Below are 19,762 nucleotides of genomic sequence, written 5' to 3' on the forward strand. Positions count from 1 at the left end.
GTCGGCGGCTACACGGAGCGGGCGGCGTCCAGCGCGCGGCCGACGCCGCGGGCGGCCACCTGGAGCGCCGCGACCAAGCGCTGCCGGTCGTTCCTGAGCGAGGGCACCACCAGGCCGAGCGCGGCGACGACCTCGCCCCCGCGGCGTACGGGCACCGCGACCGAGCAGGCGCCGAGGCTCATCTCCTCGCTCGTGGTCGCGTGGTCGTCGCGGAGCACGTGGGCGAGCTGGCGGCGCAGCCGCCCGGGCTGGGTGACGGTGTACGGCGTCACGCGCGGCAGGTCGGCCAGCACCTCCTGCTGCACCTCGAGCGGCGCGTGCGCCAGCAGCACCTTCCCGACCCCGGTCGCGTGCATCGGCAGGCGCGACCCGACGGTGCTGACCACGGGCACGGAGTCGCTGCCGCGCAGCCGGTCGAGGTAGAGCACCTCGACGCCGTCGCGCACCGCGAGGTGCACCGTCGCGTGGGTGGCGCCGTAGAGGTCGTGGAGGTAGGGCGAGGCGAGCTCGACCAGCCCGGCCTGCAGGGGAGCGAGCAGGCCGACGTCCCACAGCCGTCGCCCGATGACGTAGTCGCCGGACCCGGTGCGGGCCAGCGCACCCCACTCCACGAGCTCGGCGACCAGCCGGTGCGCGGTCGGCACCGGCAGTCCGGCCCGGTCGGCCAGGGCGGTGAGCGTCAGGCGCCGGTGGTCCTCGTCGAAGGCGCCGACGAGCGCGAGCGCGCGGCTGGTGACGGAGGCGCCCGGGGCGCCGGTGTTGCCGGCCATGCGCGGCAGTCTCGCACCCGCTTCTACTGGGCGGAAGCCTCCTCCCGGAGGTGCGCGGGCACCGTGGCGAGCGCGCCGACGGCCAGCACCGCGGTGATCGCGAAGGCGTAGAAGCCCCACGGGTAGGCGATCCCGGCGGTCACCAGGGCGCCGCCGAGCGACGGGCCGACGATGGCGCCGACCCGGCCGACCCCGGCGGCCATGCCGAGCGCCGTGCCGCGGATCTCCGGCGGGTAGAGGTGACCGACGAACGCGTAGACCAGCACCTGGGCGCTGAAGACGAAGATGCCGGCCAGCAGCACCGCGGCGTACACCAGGGCCGTGCTCTCCAGCTTGATCGACAGGAGGGCGAGGAAGACCGCCGCCAGCACGAACCACAGCACCGCGGTCGGCTTGTTGCCCCGCGCGTCGGACACCCCGCCGGCGACGAGCAGCCCGATCGCGGCGCCCACGTTGAGGGCGAGCAGCAGGCCGATGCCCCCCTCGATCGAGTAGCCGGCCTCGCCCATGATGGTGGGCAGCCAGGTGTTGAGGCCGTAGACCAGCAGCAGCCCGCAGAACGACGCGACCCAGAGGCCGATGCTCACCCGGAGGTAGCGACCGCGCACGACCTCGGAGCTCCGCGTGACCGGGGCGGTGCCGGCGTCGCGCGCCTCGACCGCCCGGAGGTACGCCGTCGACTCGGGCAGGCGGGCCCACAGCAGCGGCACGGTGAGCAGGCCGACGACGCCGCCGACCACGAACATCGACTCCCAGCCGTGGTCCTCCACCAGCCACAGCGCGAGGAGGGCCGTGAGCACGGCGCCGACGTGGTAGCCGGTCATCGTGCGCGTCACGGCCGAGGAGCGGCGCTCGCTGGGAGCGTGCTCGCTCATGAAGGCGAGCGCCGTGGGCAGGCACGCGCCGAGGCCGAGGCCGGCGAGGAAGCGGAGCAGGGTGAACTGGGTGACGTCCTGCGCCAGCGGCACCGCGAGGGTGAGCAGCGAGAACCAGGCGACGCAGCCGATCAGGCTGCGGCGCCGGCCGAAGCGGTCCGTGAGCGGGCCGATCGCGACGGCGCCGATGCCGACCCCGACGAGGCCCAGGGTGGCCGCGGTGGTGGCCGACGAGGCCGTGAAGCCGAGGGCGCCGGTGTCGATCAGGGTCGGGATGACGGCCCCGAGCACGACGAGGTCGAAGCCGTCGAGGGCCACGGCGAGCCAGCAGAGGGCGACCGGCCAGGCCGAGGACGTGGTCGTCGTGGGGACCGACGGGGCGGTCGACGAGGGGGTGGACATGCGTGCTCCTTCCGAGGTGCCGGCGCCGAGCGGCGCACCGGCCGAGCCACCACACCGTGACAGCCGTCACGCCCCCGGACCGACCGGGACCTTCCGTCCAGCGGAAGCGTCAGGCGGGGACCCAGCAGATGCCGTAGCGCCGCCCGGCGTCCCACTGCCCGGCGGTCGGGATCTCCTGCGACCAGCTGAAGTCGAGGGGGTCGCCGGCCCGCGAGCGTGCGGCGTCGCGGCACGGCGACTCCATGCGGTCGGCGATCGCGTCACGCGCGGGCAGCTTCCTGCCGGGGATGTCGACGGTCGCCACCGCGACCCAGGAGTGCCTCGCGCCGCACGTCACCCGCCTGAACCCCGGGGTGCCGGGCGCCGCGGTGGCGCACATCGCGATGGCCGCCGCGTCGCCCCAGCCCTTCGTCCGCCGGGGCAGGCGCAGCAGCTTCTTCTCCGAGGCCACCACGACGACGTCGCAGCGGAACCAGTCCGCCCCCGCCTCGGCGCGCGCGGGGCTCGGCGTGAACCACACCGCCTGCGCCATGCTGAGCCGCAGCTCGCGCGGCGTGCGGGCGAGGTGGCGGGGCAGGCGCGAGGTGCACGCGGCGCGAGCCTGGCGCTGGGCGGCCCGCGAGTCCACGCGTCGCATCTTCCCGGCCTTGGTGGCCAGCTCGAGCCGGCCCACCAGGAACGTCTCCGCCGTGTGACCCTTCCGGCAGGCGACCGGCTTCGTGCCACCGACCACCGACAGGGCCTGCCGGAAGGACAGGGCGTGGCACTCGCCGACCTTCGGCCGCGGACCGGGGTCGGGCGGCGTGGTCTCGGTCGTGGTGGGGGAGGAGGACGGTGGGTCCGCGTCGGGGTCGGAGCCGCCGGAGGTGCACCCGGCCAGCACCAGGACCATGCCGAGGGCGGCGACTACCGTGCGGAGCACGCTCACCCCTCCATCAGCAGAGCTGCGAGCGTCCCGCCCAGCTCGTACGCCGACTCCTGCTCCGTCGTGCCGACGTCGCCCAGCACCTCCAGCACCGGCGCGGCCTGGCGCCAGGGCAGCGCACCCACGATCGACTGCACGGAGCGCACCGCGCCGGTCGTGTCGTAGCGGCCGTGGACGTAGAGCCCGAAGGGTCGCTTGCCGCCATCGGCCGACGCGGCGGACCCGTCGTCGGTGAGGGCGCCGCCGGCCTGCAGGAAGATGGTGTCGAAGAAGTGCTTGAGGGCGCCGCTCATGTAGCCGAAGTTCGCGGTGGTGCCGAGCAGGTAGCCGTCGGCGCCCAGCACGTCGTCGGCGTCGGCCTCGAGGGCGGGGCGCACGACCACCTCGACGCCCTCGATCGCGTCGTCCGACGCCCCGGCCACCACGGCATCGGTCAGCGACCGGACCGACGGCGTCGGGGAGTGGTGGACGACCAGCAGCCGGGGCATGCGTCGAGGCTACCCATCGGGCCTCGTCGCGCGGTGCCGAACGGCGTACCGTGACGACGTGACGTTCGACGTGGCGGGCGACGCCTACGACCGCTTCATGGGGCGCTACTCCAAGCCCCTGGCGGCCAGGTTCGCCGACCTGCTCGAGGTGGCTGCGGGCCAGCGTGCGCTCGACGTCGGGTGCGGGCCCGGAGCGCTCACCCAGCCGCTGGTCGCCCGGCTCGGCGCCGACCGGGTCGCCGGCATCGACCCCTCGGCGCCGTTCGTGGAGGCGTGCCGGTCGAGGTTCCCGGGCGTCGACGTGCAGCAGGGGGCCGCGGAGTCGCTGCCGTGGGACGACGCCTCCTTCGACGTCACGGGCGCTTGCCTGGTGGTCCACTTCATGACCGACCCGGTCGGCGGCCTGTCCGAGATGAAGCGGGTGACGCGCGAGGGCGGCTGGGTGGGCGCCACGGTCTGGGACCTCGCCGGTTCACGCGCCCCCATGGCACCGCTGTGGACCGCCTTCGCCGAGGTCGCGCCCGAGCAGCCCGACGAGACCGACTTCCAGGGCGGCTCGCGCGAGAGCCTCCGCTCGATCCTCGAGGGCGCGGCGCTGCGCGACGTCGAGGTCACCGAGCTCGCGGTGACGGTCACCCACCCGACCTTCGAGGAGTGGTGGCAGCCCTACCTGCACGGGGTGGGCCCGGCCGGCGAGGCCGTCGCCTCCCTCGACCCGGACCGTCGACAGCGCGTCGAGCAGGCCCTGCGCCGCCACCTCGGCGACGGCCCGTTCGACCTCACCGCGGTGGCCTGGGCCGGGCGCGGTCGGGCCTGAGGTCCCGTCTCATCCAGCGGGAGACGGGGGACACCTCGGGGGGACGCGGGCTACTCTGGTCGGGTCATGATGCGCAGCCTCCTCCTTCGCTGCCGCAACGAGGCCTAGATCCGGCCCCCTCGTTGCGGAGAGTGGCGCGCGCCGGTCGCCCAGCCCGACCGACACCGAGGTAGACCATGACCAACCTGAGCAACACCGCGAACCAGCAGGGCTCCAGCCCGATGCCGTTCGCCCGCTACACGCCGTTCGTGCCCGTCGACGTGCCCGACCGCACGTGGCCGACGAAGAAGGTCGAGAAGGCGCCGCGCTGGCTCTCCACCGACCTGCGCGACGGCAACCAGGCGCTCATCGACCCGATGACCCCGGCCCGCAAGCTCACCATGTTCGAGCTGCTGGTCTCGATGGGTTACAAGGAGATCGAGGTCGGCTTCCCGAGCGCCAGCCAGACCGACTTCGACTTCGTCCGCAAGCTCGTCGAGGAGGACCGGATCCCCGACGACGTACAGATCTCGGTGCTGACGCAGGCCCGCGAGGACCTGATCGAGCGCACCGTCGACTCGCTGGTCGGCGCGCCGCGGGCCACGATCCACCTCTACAACGCGACCGCGCCGCTCTTCCAGCGGGTCGTCTTCAACGTCACCCCCGACGAGTGCCGCAACATCGCGGTCCGTGGCACCGAGATGGTGATGAAGTACGCCGAGGAGCGGCTGGGCGGCATCGTCGGCAGCCAGGACTTCGGCTACCAGTACAGCCCCGAGATCTTCACCCAGTCCGACACCGACTTCGCGCTCAGCGTGTGCGAGGCCGTCTCCGACGTGTGGCAGCCCGAGGCCGGCCGCGAGATCATCCTCAACCTGCCCGCCACCGTCGAGATGTCGACGCCCAACACCTACGCCGACCAGATCGAGTACTTCGGCCGCGGCCTGACCCGCCGCGAGCACTCCGCGATCAGCCTGCACCCGCACAACGACCGCGGCACCGCGGTCGCGGCGACCGAGCTGGCCCTGATGGCCGGCGCCGACCGCGTCGAGGGCTGCCTGTTCGGCCACGGCGAGCGCACCGGCAACGTCGACCTGGTCACCCTGGGCATGAACCTCTTCAGCCAGGGCATCGACCCGCAGATCGACTTCGGCGACATCGACGAGGTCCGCCGCACCGTCGAGTACTGCACCAACCTGCCGGTCCACCCGCGCCACCCCTACGCCGGCGACCTCGTCTACACCGCCTTCTCCGGCTCCCACCAGGACGCCATCAAGAAGGGCCTGGAGGACCTCGACAAGAAGGCGGCCGCGCTGGGGGTCGAGGTCGGGGAGCTGCCGTGGGAGGCGCCGTACCTCCCGATCGACCCCAAGGACGTCGGCCGCACCTACGAGGCCGTGATCCGGGTCAACAGCCAGTCCGGCAAGGGCGGCGTGGCCTACGTCCTGAAGTCCGAGCACAAGCTCGACCTGCCGCGCCGTGCGCAGATCGAGTTCAGCCGCGTCGTGCAGCAGCACACCGACACCGAGGGCGGCGAGATCACGCCCGAGGAGATCTGGTCGGTCTTCCGCGCCGAGTACCTCGACCGCGAGGCCCCGCTCAAGCTCAACTCCGTGCACACCTCCAGTGCCGCGGGGGAGAAGGACCAGCTCACCGTCGGGGTCTACGTCGACGGCGAGCGCCACGAGCTGACCGGGCAGGGCAACGGCCCGATCGCCGCGTTCGTCGACGCCGTCTCCGCGGTCGGGTTCGACGTACGCGTCCTCGACTACGCCGAGCACGCGCTGTCGGCCGGTGGCGACGCCATCGCCGCCGCCTACGTCGAGTGCGCCGTCGGCGAGAAGGTGCTCTGGGGCGTGGGGCTCGACGCCAACATCGTCACCGCCTCGCTGAAGGCCGTGATCAGCGCCGTCAACCGCGCCTGAGCGGTAGGTTCGCGGACATGCTGGTGAGCGAGCGGATCGGGCAGTTCTTCTTCGAGTCCGACGGCGGGCGCGACCGGCTGGAGTACACCGAGTACGGCTCCGGCGACCAGTGGGTCGTGCTGCTGCACGGCCTGCTGATGCCGCGCCGGATGCAGCAGCCGCTCGCGCGAGCGATGGCGGCGCAGGGCCTGCACGTGGTCACGCTCGACCTGCTCGGCCACGGTCGCTCGGACCAGCCCGCCGACCCGCTCGTCTACTCGATGACGGCGTTCGGACGCCAGGTCGTCGCGCTGCTCGACCACCTCGGCGCCGAGCAGGCCGTCATCGGCGGCACGTCGCTGGGTGCCAACGTCTCGCTGGAGGTCGCGGTCATCGCGCCGGAGCGGGTCAAGGGGCTGATCGTGGAGATGCCGGTGCTCAACAACGCGCTGGTCGCCGGCATCCTCGCCTTCGTCCCGATCATGCTCGCGGCGCGCTACCTGCCCTTCACGGCCAACTCGCTCCAGAAGCTCTCCCGCTCGGTGCCGCGCGGGATCGTGCCGTTCTGGGCGGGCGTCGGGCTCGACACCGTCGACCACCGGGCCGACTCCATCGCCTCCGTGCTGCACGGCGTGATCTTCGGCCGGCTCGCCCCGTCCTCCCGGCTGCGCCGGCAGATCCAGGCCCACGCCCTGGTCGTCGGCCACCCGATCGACCCGATCCACCCCTTCGTCGACGCCGACATGCTGGCCGCCGAGCTGCCCCACGTGCGCTTCGAGCGGGCGTCCTCGATCCTGGAGTGGCGGTTCCGTCCCGAGCGACTCACCGAGGCCGCGTCGGACTTCGCCCTCGACTGCTGGGCCGCCTCGACCACGCCCAAGGCCGCGCGCACCCGGAAACGCTGACGCCGCACCCGGCTCCAACGGGCTCCGTGGGGGAGAATGGTCCCGTGCCCCTCTACCGCGACGAGGCGGTCGTGCTGCGCACCCACAAGCTGGGCGAGGCCGACCGGATCATCACCCTGCTGACCCGTCAGCACGGGCGCGTGCGCGCGGTGGCCAAGGGCGTGCGGCGTACGACGTCGCGCTGGGGCTCCCGCCTCGAGCCGTTCACCCACGTCGACCTGCAGCTCGCCGAGGGGCGGAGCCTCGACGTGATCACCCAGGCCGAGACCATCGACCCGTTCCACGCGCGGCTCGGGCTCGACTACGACCGCTACACCGCCGGCACCGTGATGCTCGAGACCGCCGAGCGGCTGGTGACCGAGGAGAAGGAGCCCTCGGTCCAGCAGTTCCTGCTCCTCGTCGGCGGGCTGCGGGCGATGTCGGGCGGCGAGCACGGCGCCAAGCAGGTGCTCGACTCCTACCTCCTGCGCTCCCTGTCGGTCGCCGGCTACGCGCCTTCGTTCGACCACTGCGTGCAGTGCGGCGTCGAGGGTCCGCACCGGTTCTTCAACCCGTCGGCCGGCGGGGTGATGTGCGCCTCCGACAAGCTCCCCGGCTCCGCCACCCCCGCCCCGGAGACGGTCCGGGTGCTCGGCGCCCTGCTCGTCGGCGACTGGCCGGTCGTGCACGCGGCCGACCCGCGCCACCTCCGCGAGGCCAGCGGCCTCGTCTCGGCGTACCTCGCCTGGCACCTCGAGCGCGGCCTCCGCTCCATGGCGTACGTCGAGCGCTGACGCACCACCTCCGGCGGTGCCCCGCGCAACCAGACCGGCCCGCGATGCGTCTCCACGTCTGGGGGCACCTCGACCGTGCCCGCCCGCAACGACGAGCCCGCACCGACGAGACGAGCCCCGATGACTGACGAACCCACGACGCCGCCGGCCCCGAGGTCGCGTCGACGCACCGTCCTGCGCGTCGTGCTCGCCAGCGCCGTTGTGCTGGCGCTCGTGACCGGGCTGGGCACGTGGCTCTGGGTCCGCCACCTCGACGGCAACATCACGACCGGGTCGCTCGACGAGCTCGGCCCCGGTCGTCCGGAGCGGCAGTACACCGGCAACGGCCGGCCCCTCAACATCCTCGTGATGGGCAGCGACACCCGCGAGGGCGAGGGCAACCGCATCGACGGGGAGGCGGGAGCCGGCGGGTCGGACACGACGATCCTCGTGCACCTGTCCGCCGACCGCAGCCGGGCGTACGCCGTCTCGATCCCGCGCGACTCGATCGTCGACCGGCCGGCGTGCAACGGCGGGGAGACGCCCGCCGCCACCGACGTGATGTGGAACGAGGCGTTCACGCTGGGGGACGAGCTCTGCACCGCCGACCAGTTCGAGCAGGCCACCGACCTCCTCCTCGACCACTACGTCGTCATCGACTTCAACGGCTTCGGCGAGATGGTCGACGCCGTCGGCGGCGTCCCGGTGTGCGTGCCCGAGGACATCGTCGACCGGGCGAACGGCATCTTCGTGCCGGAGGGCGACCCCTCACTGCTCACCGGCGACCAGGCCCTCGACTACGTCCGGGCCCGCTACGTCGGCGCGTACGAGGAGCAGAACGATCTCTCCCGCATCCGGCGCCAGCAGGAGTTCATCGGCGCCCTCGTGCGCAAGGTGAAGTCCGCCGGCACGCTCGCCCGGCCCGACAAGGTCGTCCGCCTCCTCGAGGCCGCCACCCGGTCGCTACGCACCGACGAGGACCTCGGGTCGGTGATGAAGATCGCGCGGATCGCCCTGCAGCTGCAGGACATCGGCCTCGACCGGGTCCAGTTCGTCACCGTCCCGACGGAGTACTTCCCGTCGGACTCCGAGTTCCGCGGCAAGGTCCGCTGGACGCCGGAGGCCGACTGGATCTGGGACCTGCTCAACCACGACGAGGAGCTGCCGCCCGCCCTCCTCGGCGACGGTGCCGTCGACGCGGCGGGATCTGACTCGCCGAAGGACACCCCGAGCGGCAGTCCGAGCGGACCAGCCGACCCTGGTGACGACCAACCCGCCCAGGAGCGCGACGAGGAGCCCGTCTTCGGCGTCTGTGCGTGACCCGCACGGCCGGCGCTCTCCCAATTGGGGGAAACCGCCCAGTAGCTCCCGGCTGAGGCGTACCGGCCCGGCCCGGAGCCTCGTTGGCCCGAGTACGAGCCCGATGGGCCAGTCCGGCCCGGGCGAGAGCCATCCGGAGGCGTTCCCCATGACGAAGCAGGCAGCCCCACCACTCCGGCGGCGCCGCGTGCGCCGTACGTCGGTCACCGCCGGCGCCGTGCTCCTGATGTCGCTGTCCGTGAGCCCGGGCGCGCACGCGGACGAGGGCGACGGTCTGCTCGGCGGCGTGACCGGGGTCGTGGGAGGGGTGACCGAACCCGTCGTGGAGCCCGTCGTCGAGGTCGTGCAGTCGACCGTGCCGCAGCCGGTGCAGCAACCCGTCCAGGAGGCGGTGGCGCCGGTCGTCGAGCAGGTCGAGCAGGCAGTGGCACCCGTGCCCGGCGGCGAGCGGGCGACGCAGCCGGTCGTGAAGGCCGTGGAGTCGGTCGTGCGTCCTGCCGAGCGGCCGCGCGGGGCGGACGGAGGGGGACAGCGCGACCCGGTCGCGCGCGCCGAGCCGACCTCCACCCCGCCCGCGGACCCGGGAGACGGCGCGGTCCGCAGCAGCGACGGGCCCGGGCACCACCACAGCGATGGACAGGACGCCTCGACCCCCGGCGGGACGCACGGGAACGGCACGCCGGGTTGGACGCCGTGCGAGGGCCTGTCCGACCTGCCGCCCCGGGGGACGGACGTGGCAGTCCCGCGGTCCGGCACCTCGGCGGCGAGCGAGTCGTCATCGGGCGTGACGGACGACCTCGCGTCCCGGGCGAGCGCCGCCGACCGATCGGACGGGACCGACGTGCGGTCGCCGGACGCACGCCTGACCGACGTCCCCTGGTTCAGCTCGACGGGCGGAGGGCTCGGAGAGGGCGGCAGGTCGAGCACGGTGCCGGTGCTCGCCGGGCTGCTGGGGCTGGTCGGGCTGCTCCTCCTCGGGTGCGCGCTCGTCCAGTCGAGGCAGCACGCCTGACCCGAGGCCGGACCCGCCTAGGCTGTCGTCCGTGAAGCGACAGGTGAAGCAGCCGACCCCGCACCCCAGCGGCGCGACGCCCCCGCCGGTGCCGAAGGACCTCGTCCCCGAGCACGTCGCGATCATCATGGACGGCAACGGGCGGTGGGCGAAGGAGCGCGGACTGCCGCGCACCAAGGGCCACGAGCAGGGCGAGCACACGCTCTTCGACGTCGTCGAGGGCGCCATCGAGATCGGCGTGAAGGCCATCTCGGCCTACGCGTTCTCGACCGAGAACTGGTCGCGCTCGCCCGACGAGGTGCGCTTCCTGATGGGCTTCAACCGCGACGTGATCCGACGCCGCCGCGACGAGATGCACGAGCTCGGCGTCCGCGTGCGCTGGGCCGGCCGCGCGCCCCGGCTGTGGAAGTCGGTGATCAAGGAGCTCCAGGTCGCCGAGGAGATGACCCGGGACAACGACGTACTCACGCTGACGATGTGCGTCAACTACGGCGGCCGCGCCGAGCTCGCCGACGCCGCCCGGTCGATCGGGCGCGAGGTCGCCGCCGGCCGGCTGAACCCCGACAAGATCGACGAGCGGACCTTCGCCCGCCACCTCTACGTCCCCGAGCTGCCCGACGCCGACCTCGTCTGGCGCACGTCGGGAGAGCAGCGGCTCTCCAACTTCATGCTCTGGCAGGCGGCCTACAGCGAGATGGTCTTCACCGACGTGCTCTGGCCCGACGTCGACCGGCGGCACCTCTGGGCCGCGGTCGAGACGTACGCCAGCCGCGACCGCCGCTACGGCGGCGCGCTCCCCAACCAGGCCTAGCGGCAGGCCGGGCAGGTCCCGAAGATCTCCAGCGTGTGGCTGATGTCGGCGTAGCCGTGCTCCTGTGCGATGGCGTTGGTCCACCGCTCGACCGCGGGTCCCTCGACCTCGACCGTGGCCCCGCAGGTGCGGCAGACCAGGTGGTGGTGGTGCGTGTCGGAGCAGCTGCGCCAGATCGCCTCGCCGTCCTCGTTGCGCAGCATGTCGACCTCGCCGGCGTCGGCCAACGCGGCCAGCGTGCGGTAGACCGTCGCCAGGCCGACCGAGTCGCCCTGGCGGGATATCAGGTCGTGGATCTCCTGGGCGCTGCGGAAGTCGTCGAAGCCCGCGAGCGCGGCCGCGACGGCACGCCGCTGGCGCGTGGGCCGGACCGCCGGACGCTGGGCGTCGGGGTGCGGGTCAGTGCTCGTCATAGTGCTCTCCGTGTACGGCGTGCCGGTGGCCGTCGTGGACGTAGTCGACATGGTCCCCGTGCGGGACCGCCCGGTGCCCGCACGCCTCGCCGTGCTCGTGCGGGTGCTGGTCGGTGGAGCGGTGCGGGGTCGCGGTCACCTCGGGGAAGGGTGTCATCAAGCGGGTGCGGTGCCGCAGCCACACGCCGAGCGGCCAGGTGGCGGTGAACATGGCCAGCGCCAGCAGCACGATCGTCGGGCCCGGAGCCACGTTGACCCGGAACGACAGCGCGGCGCTGAGCACGAGACCACCCACGGCAGCCACGCAGCCGACCAGCATGGCCCCGACCAGCGTGGCGCGGAACGACCGGGCGACCTGCTGGGACGTCGCGACCGGCACCACCATCAGGGCCGAGACCAGCAGCAGCCCGACGGTGCGCATCGCCACGGTGATGCTGACGGCCGCGAGGACGGCGATGAGCAGGTTGTACGCCCGCACCCGCAGCCCGGCGACGCGGGCGAAGTCCGGGTCGCTCGCCACCGCGAACAGCTGCGGCGACAGGCCGAGGGCGGCGACCATCACGACGACGCTCAGCACGATGGTCGACCACAGGTCCGCGAGCGAGATCGCGTTGAGCGAGCCGAAGAGGAACGCCTGCAGCGTCGCGGCGCCCTCGCCGGCGATGCCGGTGATCAGCAGGCCGCCGGCCAACCCGCCGTAGAACAGCAGCGCGAGGGCGACGTCGCCGTTGGTGTGCCCGCGCTCGCGGATCAGCTCCATCAAGACCGCGCCGGCCACGGCCACGAGGACCGCTGTCCACGTGGGGGAGGTGCCGGTCAGGAGGCCGAGGGCCACGCCCGTGACGGCCACGTGGCCGATGCCGTCGCCGAGCAGGGCGAGCCGGCGCTGCACAAGGAACGTGCCGATCGCCGGTGCCGCGAGCCCGGTGAGCAGCGCCGCGATCAGGGCGCGCTGCATGAACTCGTACGAGAAGAGCTCGAGGAAGCTGCTCACCTGGTCCTCCGCTCGAAGTCCAGGGGGGAGGCGACGTGCGGCGCGTGGTCGTGGCTGCCGGGCCCCTCGTGCGTGTGGTCGTGCGCGTGGTGCGTGTGCGACGCCACCTCCTGGGTGAGCGGCGGGCCGTCGTACGCCACCCGCCCGTCGCGCATCACCACCGAGCGGTCGATCAACGGCATCATCGGGCCGATCTCGTGCGCCACCAGGAGGATCGTCGCGCCGCGGGCCTTGAGCCGGCCGAGGGCGTCGGCGAGCGCCTGCTGGTTGGGCAGGTCCACGCCGGCCGTCGGCTCGTCCAGCACGAGCAGGTCCGGCTCGCCCGCCAGCGCCCGGGCGATGAGCACCCGCTGCTGCTGGCCGCCGGAGAGCTGGGAGATGCCCTGGGCCGCACGGTCGGCCAGGCCGACCACCTCGAGCGCGGCCTGGACGGCCGCTCGGTCCGACGCGCCGGCCGGGCGCAGCAGCTTGCGGCGACCGACCCGGCCCGACGCCACCACCTCACGGACGGTGGACGGCACCCCGCCGGCGGCGGACGAGCGCTGCGGCACGAAACCGAGCCGCTGCCAGTCCCGGAAGTCCTCGATCGGGGTCCCGAACAGCCGGACGGCCCCCCGCGTGTGTGGCAGGAGGCCGGTGACGGCGCGGACGAGCGTGGACTTGCCGGACCCGTTCGGTCCCAGCAGCGTCACCACGTCGCCCGAGCCGACCGTGAGGTCGACGTCGCGCAGGATCGGCCTGCCGCCGATGGCGACGGAGACCTGGTCGAGGACGACGGGTGAGGGGGACGGGTTCACGCGCAGCCGTTCGCCTGCTGGAGCTCGGTGAGGTTCTCGCGCATGAGGGAAAGGTAGTCCTCGCCGGACGTGTCGTCCGAGAGGCCCTCGATCGGGTCGAGCACCGCAGTGGTCACGCCCATGTCGTCGGCCAGGGTCTCGGCCAGCTTGGGGCTGACCAGTCGCTCGGAGAACACGGTCGTCACGCCGTCCTCGGTGATGAGCTCCTGGAGGTGCGCCAGGTCGGCGGCCGTCGGCTCGGCGTCGGGGGAGAGCCCCGCTATCGGCTCGAAGTCGAGGCCGTAGCGCGCCAGGTAGCCGAACGCCTGGTGGCTGACGACGGTCGTGGTCCGCTCGCAGGACGCGAGCCCGGCGACGTACTCCTCGTCGAGGGTCTCGAGCTCGGCGCGCAGCCCGGCGGCGTTGTCGGCGTACGCCCGGGCGTTGTCGGGGTCGACCTCGCCCAGCTGGTCGGCGACGGCGTCCGCGAGGTCGGCCACCAGCAGCGGGTCGAGCCAGAAGTGCGGGTCCACGTCGCCGTGGTCGTGGCCCTCCTCGCCCTCGCCCTCGTCTGCGTGCTCGTGGTCGTGGGCGTCCTCGCTGGCGGGCAGCAGGTCGACCACGGCGGCGGCGTCCACGACGTCCGCGTCCGTGGTCTCGGCGGCGGCGTCGACGGCGGGCTGGAAGCCCTCCTCCAGCACGACGAGGTCCGCCTGCTCGAGGGCGGCGGTCTGGGCGATGCTCAGGTCGAGGTCGTGCGGCTCCTGACCGGGCTGCGTGAGGTTGTCGACGGTCCAGCCGTCGCCCGCCACCTGCTCGGTCACCCAGGCCAACGGGTAGAACGACGCGACTGCCCGGCGACCATTTCCGGACGAGTCGTCACCCAGCGCGGCGCACCCGGCAAGGAGGACGGTTGCGGCGAGCAGGCCTGCGGTGACGGGAAGGGAGCGGATGGCGGGCGACATGAGAACGATTCTCACCGTCGTTGAGAACCATTGTCAACTCGGCGCGGGGTAGTCCAGTGGCAGATGGCTGTCGCGAGGCCCTCAGGACGACCATTCGTCACTGGACTACCCCGGACCTAGGGTGATCCCGTGCTCGTCGTCACCCGCCTCCGTACGCCGCCCTCCGGTGCCGCCGCCGAGGGCGAGCTGCGCGCCGGCCTCCTCCACGCGCTCGGGATCCTGGCCGGCAAGCCCGGCTACGTCGGCGGCGAGGTCGGCCGCAACGTCGACGACCCGACGCTCTGGGTGCTGACCACCCGCTGGGAGAACGTCGGCTCCTACCGGCGCGCGCTCGGGTCGTACGAGGGCAAGATGCACATCCAGCCGCTGATGGTGCACGCCCTCGACGAGCCCAGCGCCTACGAGGTGGTCGAGGAGGGGACCGACCTCAACGAGGCGCACCCCCGGTCGATAGGCTGACCGCTCTCCCATCTTCGAAGACACAGCCGAGCCGGCAGCCAGCCGGCCCGACCAGAAGGAAAATTCCACCGTGGCCAAGCCCGCTCCGACCGCCCTGGACAACGTCGTCTCCCTCGCCAAGCGCCGAGGTTTCGTCTATCCCTGCGGTGAGATCTACGGCGGCACCAAGTCCGCCTGGGACTACGGCCCGCTCGGCGTGGAGCTCAAGGAGAACATCAAGCGCCAGTGGTGGAAGTTCATGGTCACCCGTCGCGACGACGTGGTCGGCCTCGACTCCTCGGTCATCCTGCCGACCCGCACCTGGGAGGCCAGCGGCCACCTCAGCACCTTCAGCGACCCGCTCGTGGAGTGCCAGTCCTGCCACAAGCGCTTCCGCGAGGACCACCTCCAGGAGGACTACGCCGCCAAGAAGGGCATCGACGATCCCGACTCGGTCGACATCAACGACTCGATCGCCTGCCCCAACTGCGGCACCCGCAACGCGTGGACCGAGCCGCGCAACTTCAACATGATGCTCAAGACCTACCTCGGCGTCATCGAGGACGAGTCGGGCCTGCACTACCTCCGCCCCGAGACCGCGCAGGGCATCTTCCTCAACTTCGCCAACGTGGTGACCTCGAGCCGCCAGAAGCCGCCCTTCGGCATCGCGCAGATGGGCAAGAGCTTCCGCAACGAGATCACCCCGGGCAACTTCATCTTCCGCACCCGCGAGTTCGAGCAGATGGAGATGGAGTTCTTCGTCAAGCCGGGCGAGGACGACGAGTGGTTCCGCTACTGGATCGAGGAGCGCACCCGCTGGTACGTCGACCTCGGCATCAACCCCGACAACCTGCGCCACTACGAGCACCCGCAGGAGAAGCTGTCCCACTACTCCAAGGGCACGACCGACATCGAGTACCGCTTCGGGTTCTCCGGCCGTGACTTCGAGGAGCTCGAGGGCATCGCCAACCGCACCGACTTCGACCTCAAGCAGCACAGCGAGCACTCCGGCAAGGACCTGTCCTACTACGACCAGGCCAACGACGAGCGCTACCTGCCCTACGTCATCGAGCCGGCCGCCGGCCTGACCCGCTCGCTGATGGCGTTCCTGATCGACGCCTACACCGAGGACGAGGCGCCCAACACCAAGGGTGGCGTCGACAAGCGCGTCGTGCTCAAGCTCGACCCGCGCCTCGCGCCGGTCAAGGTCGCCGTCCTGCCGCTGAGCCGCAACGCCGACCTCTCGCCCAAGGCCAAGGCCCTCGCCGCCGAGCTCCGGGAGAACTGGAACGTCGAGTTCGACGACTCCGGCGCCATCGGCCGGCGCTACCGCCGCCAGGACGAGATCGGCACCCCGTTCTGCGTCACGGTCGACTTCGAGACCCTCGACGACGACGCGGTCACCGTCCGCGAGCGCGACACCATGTCCCAGGAGCGCGTCAGCCTCGACGGCATCAGCCGCTACTTCGCGGAGAAGCTCCTCGGCTGTTAGGGCTGTGCTTGTCGGCGCTCGCTCCGCTCGCGCGTGCTCGGCGCCCTTCAAGACGTCGTCTTCCCTCGTCGCTCCCGAGCTGCCTCGCTGCGCTCGTCGCACTCGCTCGCTCCTCAGTCCAGACGACGTCGGGCGCCGAGCGCGTGGGCTGGGGAGGCTGGGGCGATCCGGGCTCACCCCCGGTGGTTGAGGTGCGAGCGAAGCGAGCCTCGAAACCATGCTGATCCGTGGCACCTGCGCGTCTCGAGCGTGGATGATGGCGCCATGCGGCGCTCCCTGCTCCTGACGACGGCCCTGGCGCTGTCGCTGGCCGGGTGCGGCGGCTCCGACCCGGAGCCGGGAGGCGAGCCGACGGTCGCGGCCACCACTGCTGTCGAGGCGGGCACCGATCCCGGCACGGAGCTGGCGTTCGGGGAGCCCGCGACCTTGGTGTGGAAGCCGTCGTCAGAGGTGACGGGCGAGCTCGAGCTGAGCGTCGACGCCGTCGCCGAGCAGCGGCCGTCGGTCTTCGACGGCTGGTCCCGCGACGAGGCGATGGCGGCCGCGCGGCCGTACTTCGTCACGGTGTCGCTGACCAACGCGGGGGAGTCCGACCTGGGCGGGCAGGTCGTGCCGGTCTACCTGCGCGACGACCGCGGCACGCTCGGCGCGCCGTGGACCCTCGGCGGCGACTTCACCGCCTGCCAGAGCGGGCCGCTGCCCACCCCGTTCGGTCCCGGTCAGAGCGCCGAGCTGTGCCTGGTCTACCTCGCGCCCGACGGGTCCCGGGTGGAGGACATGGTGTTCGAGCCCACCGAGGGCTACGACCCGATCAGCTGGAGCGGTGACGTGGGTCGGCCCGGGAAGCCGAAGCCCGGGGGACGCACGGGGAAGCGCGGCTGATTTGGGGCGGGCGCGGCCACGGTTCGACAATGGACCAATGACCGCCGTGCCCGACTCCCTCACGCTGGGGTCCCTGCGCGTCGACACCCCGGTGGTGCTCGCGCCGATGGCCGGCATCACCAACGCGGCCTACCGCCGCCTGTGCGCCGAGCAGGGCGCCGGGCTCTACGTCTGCGAGATGATCACCAGCCGCGGCCTCGTCGAGGGGGACGAGACCACGAGGAAGATGCTCGTCTTCGACGACCTCGAGTCGGTCCGCTCGGTCCAGCTCTACGGCACCGACCCGGTCTACATCGGCAAGGCGGTGGAGATCCTCTGCGCCGACTTCGGCGTCGCGCACGTCGACCTCAACTTCGGCTGCCCGGTCCCCAAGGTGACCCGCAAGGGCGGCGGGGGAGCCCTCCCGTGGAAGCGCGGCCTGCTCGGGGAGATCCTCGAGCACGCGGTCGCCGCCGCAGCGCCGTACGACGTCCCGGTGACGATGAAGACCCGCAAGGGCCTCGACGACGACCACCTCACCTACCTCGACGCGGGGCGCATCGCGCAGGAGTCGGGCGTCGCCGCGATCGCGCTGCACGGCCGCACCGTCCAGCAGGCCTACTCCGGCGAGGCCGACTGGGACGCCATCGCCGCGCTCGTTGACCACGTCGACATCCCGGTCCTGGGCAACGGCGACATCTGGGAGGCGGCCGACGCGCTGCGGATGGTCGAGCAGACCGGTGCCGCCGGGGTCGTCGTGGGCCGCGGCTGCCTCGGACGTCCGTGGCTGTTCCGCGACCTCGCCGCCGCGTTCCACGGCGAGGACGTCGCCACCCTGCCCACCCTCGGCGAGGTGAAGGCGATGATGCGCCGCCACGCCGAGCTGCTCTCGGAGCACATGGGGGAGGAGCGCGGCTGCAAGGAGTTCCGCAAGCACATCACCTGGTACCTCAAGGGGTTCCCCGCCGGCGGCGAGCTGCGCCACCAGCTGGCCCTGGTCGACTCGCTGGCCTCGCTCGACACGCTGCTCGACGGGCTCGACGACGGGGCCCCGTTCCCCGAGCGCGAGCTCGGCACGCCGCGCGGCCGGCAGGGTGCCCCGCGCAAGAAGGTCGTGCTCCCCGACGGCTGGCTGGACGACACGGACGGGCGTGGTTCGCACCTGCGCGAGGACGCCGACGAGACCACCGGAGGGTGATCGCGGCGCGGCAGGGCCGACCTGTCGTCGTACCCACCGATCCGTGCCACGTGAGCCGAAACACCCGGATTTTTACTTGGGGAGATTGGGACACCGCGGAAATCGTGTGCTTCACTCGATGATCGCGTCGACGTGGGCACGAGGCTTCCCCCGTCTTCTCCTCGTGGTTCGGCGCAGTCCCCCGTCAGCAAGTGCAAAGGATCAGCGCTGTGGCTCAGCATCGCCACAAGCGGGAAACCCCTGCTACCCGTACCCCCCGAACCCCTCGAATCCCCCGTTCCGTCCAGGTCTCCGCACCGCTCGCCGTCGTGGCGACGCTGTCCGCGGTGTCGATGGGCGTCCTGTCGGCCGCACCCGAGTCGTCCGGCTCGGACCTGCTGGCCGCGTCCAGCAACAGCCAGTCGATCTCCAACGCGAGCGCCCTGTCGCGCCGCGGTGAGGCCACCGTGTCGCGGTCCCAGATCCGCACCGCCGCGAAGGCCGAGTCGGCCGCGCGCAAGGACCTCGAGGTCGACCAGCAGGCACGTCGCCTGGCCAAGCGCCTCGACGACACCATGTGGACCACCGAGGCCCTCAACCTGTGGGACGGCCCCAGCGAGAAGTCCGACAAGCTGGGCGTGCTCGACGCGCTCCGGCAGGTCGCGGTCACCGGCCGCGAGCAGGCCGGCCGCACCCAGGTCGTCATCGACGGCCAGTCGCGCTGGGTGACCAGCGACTACCTCTCCGCGGACAAGCCCGAGCCCGAGCCCGCCGGCCCGAGCCTGGGCGGCACCTGCGCCAACGGCTCGTCCATCGACGCCGGTCGCGCCTCCCTCTACGAGATCCACGACGTGGTGTGTGCCAACTGGCCGCAGATCACCAGCTACGGCACGTGGCGCGGCGACGGTGAGCACGGCCAGGGCCGCGCGATCGACATCATGACCAGCGGCGAGACCGGCTGGGCGGTCGCGAACTTCCTGCGTGCCAACTACTCCTCGCTGGGCATCGAGTACATCATCTTCGCCCAGAACATCTGGTCCGTGGAGCGTGCCGGCGAGGGCTGGCGTGGCATGTCCGACCGTGGGTCGACCACCGCCAACCACTACGACCACGTGCACGTGACGGTCTACTGACGGCTGCCGGGGTCCCTCGCGCGGGTCACCCGTCGGCTGGCCACAGGTCCCTACGGTCGATGTCCGGGTGCTCGGTGACCGTCTCGAGGAGCTCGGTCGCGGAGTGCGCATTGCCGTGGGTGGCGGCGGCGAGCAGAGCTTCATCGCCTTGGTCGTCGGAGTAGCCAGGCGGCACCACGAGCACGCGGAGCAGGGTTCGGTTCGACGTGGTGAGGGTGATCAGGTGAGTGTCGTCCCGCGGGAACGACCCCACCTTCACCATGCCGCGTGCGACCCGCACGCTGCGGGGCCGGTCGTCCCAGTCCGGCGGCGACACCAGGACCCGCGTGACGTGGCCGAGGGCGGCCGGGAAGTGGTCGGCGAGCTCGACGAGCTCGGTCGCGAGCTCGCGGCTGCGCGGCCACCAGCCGCCGTCGAGGGTGTCGCGACCGAGGGTGCGCGCCATGCGGAGCCGCAGGGGCCCACGCGTCGGCGAGACATCAGGGACATGGATCGGATCGTTCGACGTCGACATGACGTCCGCCTCTCGACCGGTCCGGGCGCCCGGCCGGGA

The 19,762-nt window shown here is 72.4% G+C and carries 21 protein-coding genes; 12 read left to right on the top strand and 9 right to left on the bottom strand.

The annotated features are described in order from the left end of the window. Nucleotides 1-8: 8 nt before the first annotated feature. The 4 genes from ACE3QY_RS10175 to ACE3QY_RS10190 form a co-directional block, all read right to left on the bottom strand. Nucleotides 9-770 (bottom strand): IclR family transcriptional regulator, encoded by a 762-nt coding sequence (locus tag ACE3QY_RS10175; RefSeq protein ID WP_374455898.1) that lies wholly within the window; start codon nt 768-770, stop codon nt 9-11. Nucleotides 771-793: 23 nt separating this feature from the next. Further along, nucleotides 794-2,047: an MFS transporter gene (locus ACE3QY_RS10180; protein ID WP_374455899.1), complete on the bottom strand. Its 1,254-nt coding sequence runs from the start codon at nt 2,045-2,047 to the stop codon at nt 794-796. 109 nt (nt 2,048-2,156) lie between these two features. Continuing rightward, the gene (locus ACE3QY_RS10185; RefSeq protein WP_374455900.1) at nt 2,157-2,969 is read right to left on the bottom strand and encodes a septum formation family protein; all 813 of its coding nucleotides are present in this window, start codon (nt 2,967-2,969) and stop codon (nt 2,157-2,159) included. A gap of 2 nt (nt 2,970-2,971) precedes the next feature. Beyond that, nucleotides 2,972-3,460: a flavodoxin family protein gene (locus tag ACE3QY_RS10190; protein WP_374455901.1), complete on the bottom strand. Its 489-nt coding sequence runs from the start codon at nt 3,458-3,460 to the stop codon at nt 2,972-2,974. A gap of 58 nt (nt 3,461-3,518) precedes the next feature. On the opposite strand from ACE3QY_RS10190, the gene ACE3QY_RS10195 reads away from it, so the two are divergent. From ACE3QY_RS10195 to ACE3QY_RS10225, 7 genes are all read left to right on the top strand, one after another. After that, on the top strand, nt 3,519-4,277 hold the full coding sequence (locus ACE3QY_RS10195; RefSeq protein ID WP_374455902.1) for a class I SAM-dependent methyltransferase: 759 nt from the start codon (nt 3,519-3,521) through the stop codon (nt 4,275-4,277). Between the two features lie 176 nt (nt 4,278-4,453). Beyond that, nucleotides 4,454-6,181, top strand: coding sequence for a 2-isopropylmalate synthase (gene leuA, locus ACE3QY_RS10200; protein WP_374455903.1), 1,728 nt, complete (start codon nt 4,454-4,456; stop codon nt 6,179-6,181). Between the two features lie 17 nt (nt 6,182-6,198). Next, the gene (locus ACE3QY_RS10205) at nt 6,199-7,065 is read left to right on the top strand and encodes an alpha/beta fold hydrolase (RefSeq protein ID WP_374455904.1); all 867 of its coding nucleotides are present in this window, start codon (nt 6,199-6,201) and stop codon (nt 7,063-7,065) included. Nucleotides 7,066-7,109: 44 nt separating this feature from the next. After that, entirely contained in the window at nt 7,110-7,838 is a 729-nt protein-coding gene (gene recO / locus ACE3QY_RS10210; RefSeq protein WP_374455905.1) for a DNA repair protein RecO, read from the top strand. Between the two features lie 120 nt (nt 7,839-7,958). Beyond that, on the top strand, nt 7,959-9,137 hold the full coding sequence (locus tag ACE3QY_RS10215; RefSeq protein ID WP_374455906.1) for an LCP family protein: 1,179 nt from the start codon (nt 7,959-7,961) through the stop codon (nt 9,135-9,137). A 148-nt stretch (nt 9,138-9,285) separates the two neighbouring features. Further along, nucleotides 9,286-10,149: a hypothetical protein gene (locus ACE3QY_RS10220; RefSeq protein ID WP_374455907.1), complete on the top strand. Its 864-nt coding sequence runs from the start codon at nt 9,286-9,288 to the stop codon at nt 10,147-10,149. 31 nt (nt 10,150-10,180) lie between these two features. Then, entirely contained in the window at nt 10,181-10,960 is a 780-nt protein-coding gene (locus tag ACE3QY_RS10225) for an isoprenyl transferase (RefSeq protein ID WP_374455908.1), read from the top strand. Here ACE3QY_RS10225 and ACE3QY_RS10230 read toward each other — a convergent pair. The 4 genes from ACE3QY_RS10230 to ACE3QY_RS10245 are packed head-to-tail and all read right to left on the bottom strand — an operon-like array spanning nt 10,957 to nt 14,108. Then, the gene (locus tag ACE3QY_RS10230) at nt 10,957-11,373 is read right to left on the bottom strand and encodes a Fur family transcriptional regulator (RefSeq protein ID WP_374455909.1); all 417 of its coding nucleotides are present in this window, start codon (nt 11,371-11,373) and stop codon (nt 10,957-10,959) included. The genes ACE3QY_RS10225 and ACE3QY_RS10230 overlap by 4 nt on opposite strands. Continuing rightward, on the bottom strand, nt 11,360-12,367 hold the full coding sequence (locus tag ACE3QY_RS10235) for a metal ABC transporter permease (protein WP_374455910.1): 1,008 nt from the start codon (nt 12,365-12,367) through the stop codon (nt 11,360-11,362). The genes ACE3QY_RS10230 and ACE3QY_RS10235 overlap by 14 nt, the downstream gene beginning before the upstream one ends. Then, entirely contained in the window at nt 12,364-13,164 is an 801-nt protein-coding gene (locus ACE3QY_RS10240; RefSeq protein ID WP_374455911.1) for a metal ABC transporter ATP-binding protein, read from the bottom strand. The genes ACE3QY_RS10235 and ACE3QY_RS10240 overlap by 4 nt, the downstream gene beginning before the upstream one ends. Continuing rightward, nucleotides 13,161-14,108, bottom strand: coding sequence for a metal ABC transporter substrate-binding protein (locus ACE3QY_RS10245; protein ID WP_374455912.1), 948 nt, complete (start codon nt 14,106-14,108; stop codon nt 13,161-13,163). Before ACE3QY_RS10245 ends, ACE3QY_RS10240 begins: the two co-directional genes overlap by 4 nt. Before the next feature lie 129 nt (nt 14,109-14,237). Here ACE3QY_RS10245 and ACE3QY_RS10250 point away from each other — a divergent pair, with 129 nt between their 5' ends. From ACE3QY_RS10250 to ACE3QY_RS10270, 5 genes are all read left to right on the top strand, one after another. Beyond that, nucleotides 14,238-14,567, top strand: a complete 330-nt coding sequence (locus ACE3QY_RS10250; protein WP_374455913.1) for an antibiotic biosynthesis monooxygenase — start codon at nt 14,238-14,240, stop codon at nt 14,565-14,567. A gap of 70 nt (nt 14,568-14,637) precedes the next feature. Next, nucleotides 14,638-16,038 (top strand): glycine--tRNA ligase, encoded by a 1,401-nt coding sequence (locus tag ACE3QY_RS10255; RefSeq protein ID WP_374455914.1) that lies wholly within the window; start codon nt 14,638-14,640, stop codon nt 16,036-16,038. Between the two features lie 264 nt (nt 16,039-16,302). Beyond that, complete coding sequence (locus ACE3QY_RS10260; RefSeq protein WP_374455915.1) at nt 16,303-16,920, top strand: hypothetical protein; 618 nt, start codon at nt 16,303-16,305, stop codon at nt 16,918-16,920. Between the two features lie 37 nt (nt 16,921-16,957). Then, nucleotides 16,958-18,097: a tRNA dihydrouridine synthase DusB gene (dusB, locus tag ACE3QY_RS10265; protein ID WP_374455916.1), complete on the top strand. Its 1,140-nt coding sequence runs from the start codon at nt 16,958-16,960 to the stop codon at nt 18,095-18,097. Between the two features lie 308 nt (nt 18,098-18,405). Beyond that, nucleotides 18,406-19,209 (top strand): hypothetical protein, encoded by an 804-nt coding sequence (locus ACE3QY_RS10270; protein WP_374455917.1) that lies wholly within the window; start codon nt 18,406-18,408, stop codon nt 19,207-19,209. Between the two features lie 25 nt (nt 19,210-19,234). On the opposite strand, the gene ACE3QY_RS10275 is transcribed toward ACE3QY_RS10270, so the two are convergent. After that, nucleotides 19,235-19,654: a DUF5994 family protein gene (locus ACE3QY_RS10275; protein ID WP_374455918.1), complete on the bottom strand. Its 420-nt coding sequence runs from the start codon at nt 19,652-19,654 to the stop codon at nt 19,235-19,237. Between the last annotated feature and the right edge of the window lie 108 nt (nt 19,655-19,762).

The organism is Nocardioides sp. (genome assembly GCF_041913365.1).
Lineage (GTDB): Bacteria > Actinomycetota > Actinomycetes > Propionibacteriales > Nocardioidaceae > Nocardioides.

Coding starts and splice junctions, on each gene's coding strand:
- ACE3QY_RS10175 (WP_374455898.1), bottom strand. CDS start 770: ATGGCCGGCAACACCGGCGCCCCGGGCGCCTCCGTCACCAGCCGCGCG.
- ACE3QY_RS10180 (WP_374455899.1), bottom strand. CDS start 2,047: ATGTCCACCCCCTCGTCGACCGCCCCGTCGGTCCCCACGACGACCACG.
- ACE3QY_RS10190 (WP_374455901.1), bottom strand. CDS start 3,460: ATGCCCCGGCTGCTGGTCGTCCACCACTCCCCGACGCCGTCGGTCCGG.
- leuA (WP_374455903.1), top strand. CDS start 4,454: ATGACCAACCTGAGCAACACCGCGAACCAGCAGGGCTCCAGCCCGATG.
- ACE3QY_RS10205 (WP_374455904.1), top strand. CDS start 6,199: ATGCTGGTGAGCGAGCGGATCGGGCAGTTCTTCTTCGAGTCCGACGGC.
- ACE3QY_RS10215 (WP_374455906.1), top strand. CDS start 7,959: ATGACTGACGAACCCACGACGCCGCCGGCCCCGAGGTCGCGTCGACGC.
- ACE3QY_RS10220 (WP_374455907.1), top strand. CDS start 9,286: ATGACGAAGCAGGCAGCCCCACCACTCCGGCGGCGCCGCGTGCGCCGT.
- ACE3QY_RS10230 (WP_374455909.1), bottom strand. CDS start 11,373: ATGACGAGCACTGACCCGCACCCCGACGCCCAGCGTCCGGCGGTCCGG.
- ACE3QY_RS10245 (WP_374455912.1), bottom strand. CDS start 14,108: ATGTCGCCCGCCATCCGCTCCCTTCCCGTCACCGCAGGCCTGCTCGCC.
- ACE3QY_RS10260 (WP_374455915.1), top strand. CDS start 16,303: ATGCGGCGCTCCCTGCTCCTGACGACGGCCCTGGCGCTGTCGCTGGCC.
- dusB (WP_374455916.1), top strand. CDS start 16,958: ATGACCGCCGTGCCCGACTCCCTCACGCTGGGGTCCCTGCGCGTCGAC.
- ACE3QY_RS10275 (WP_374455918.1), bottom strand. CDS start 19,654: ATGGCGCGCACCCTCGGTCGCGACACCCTCGACGGCGGCTGGTGGCCG.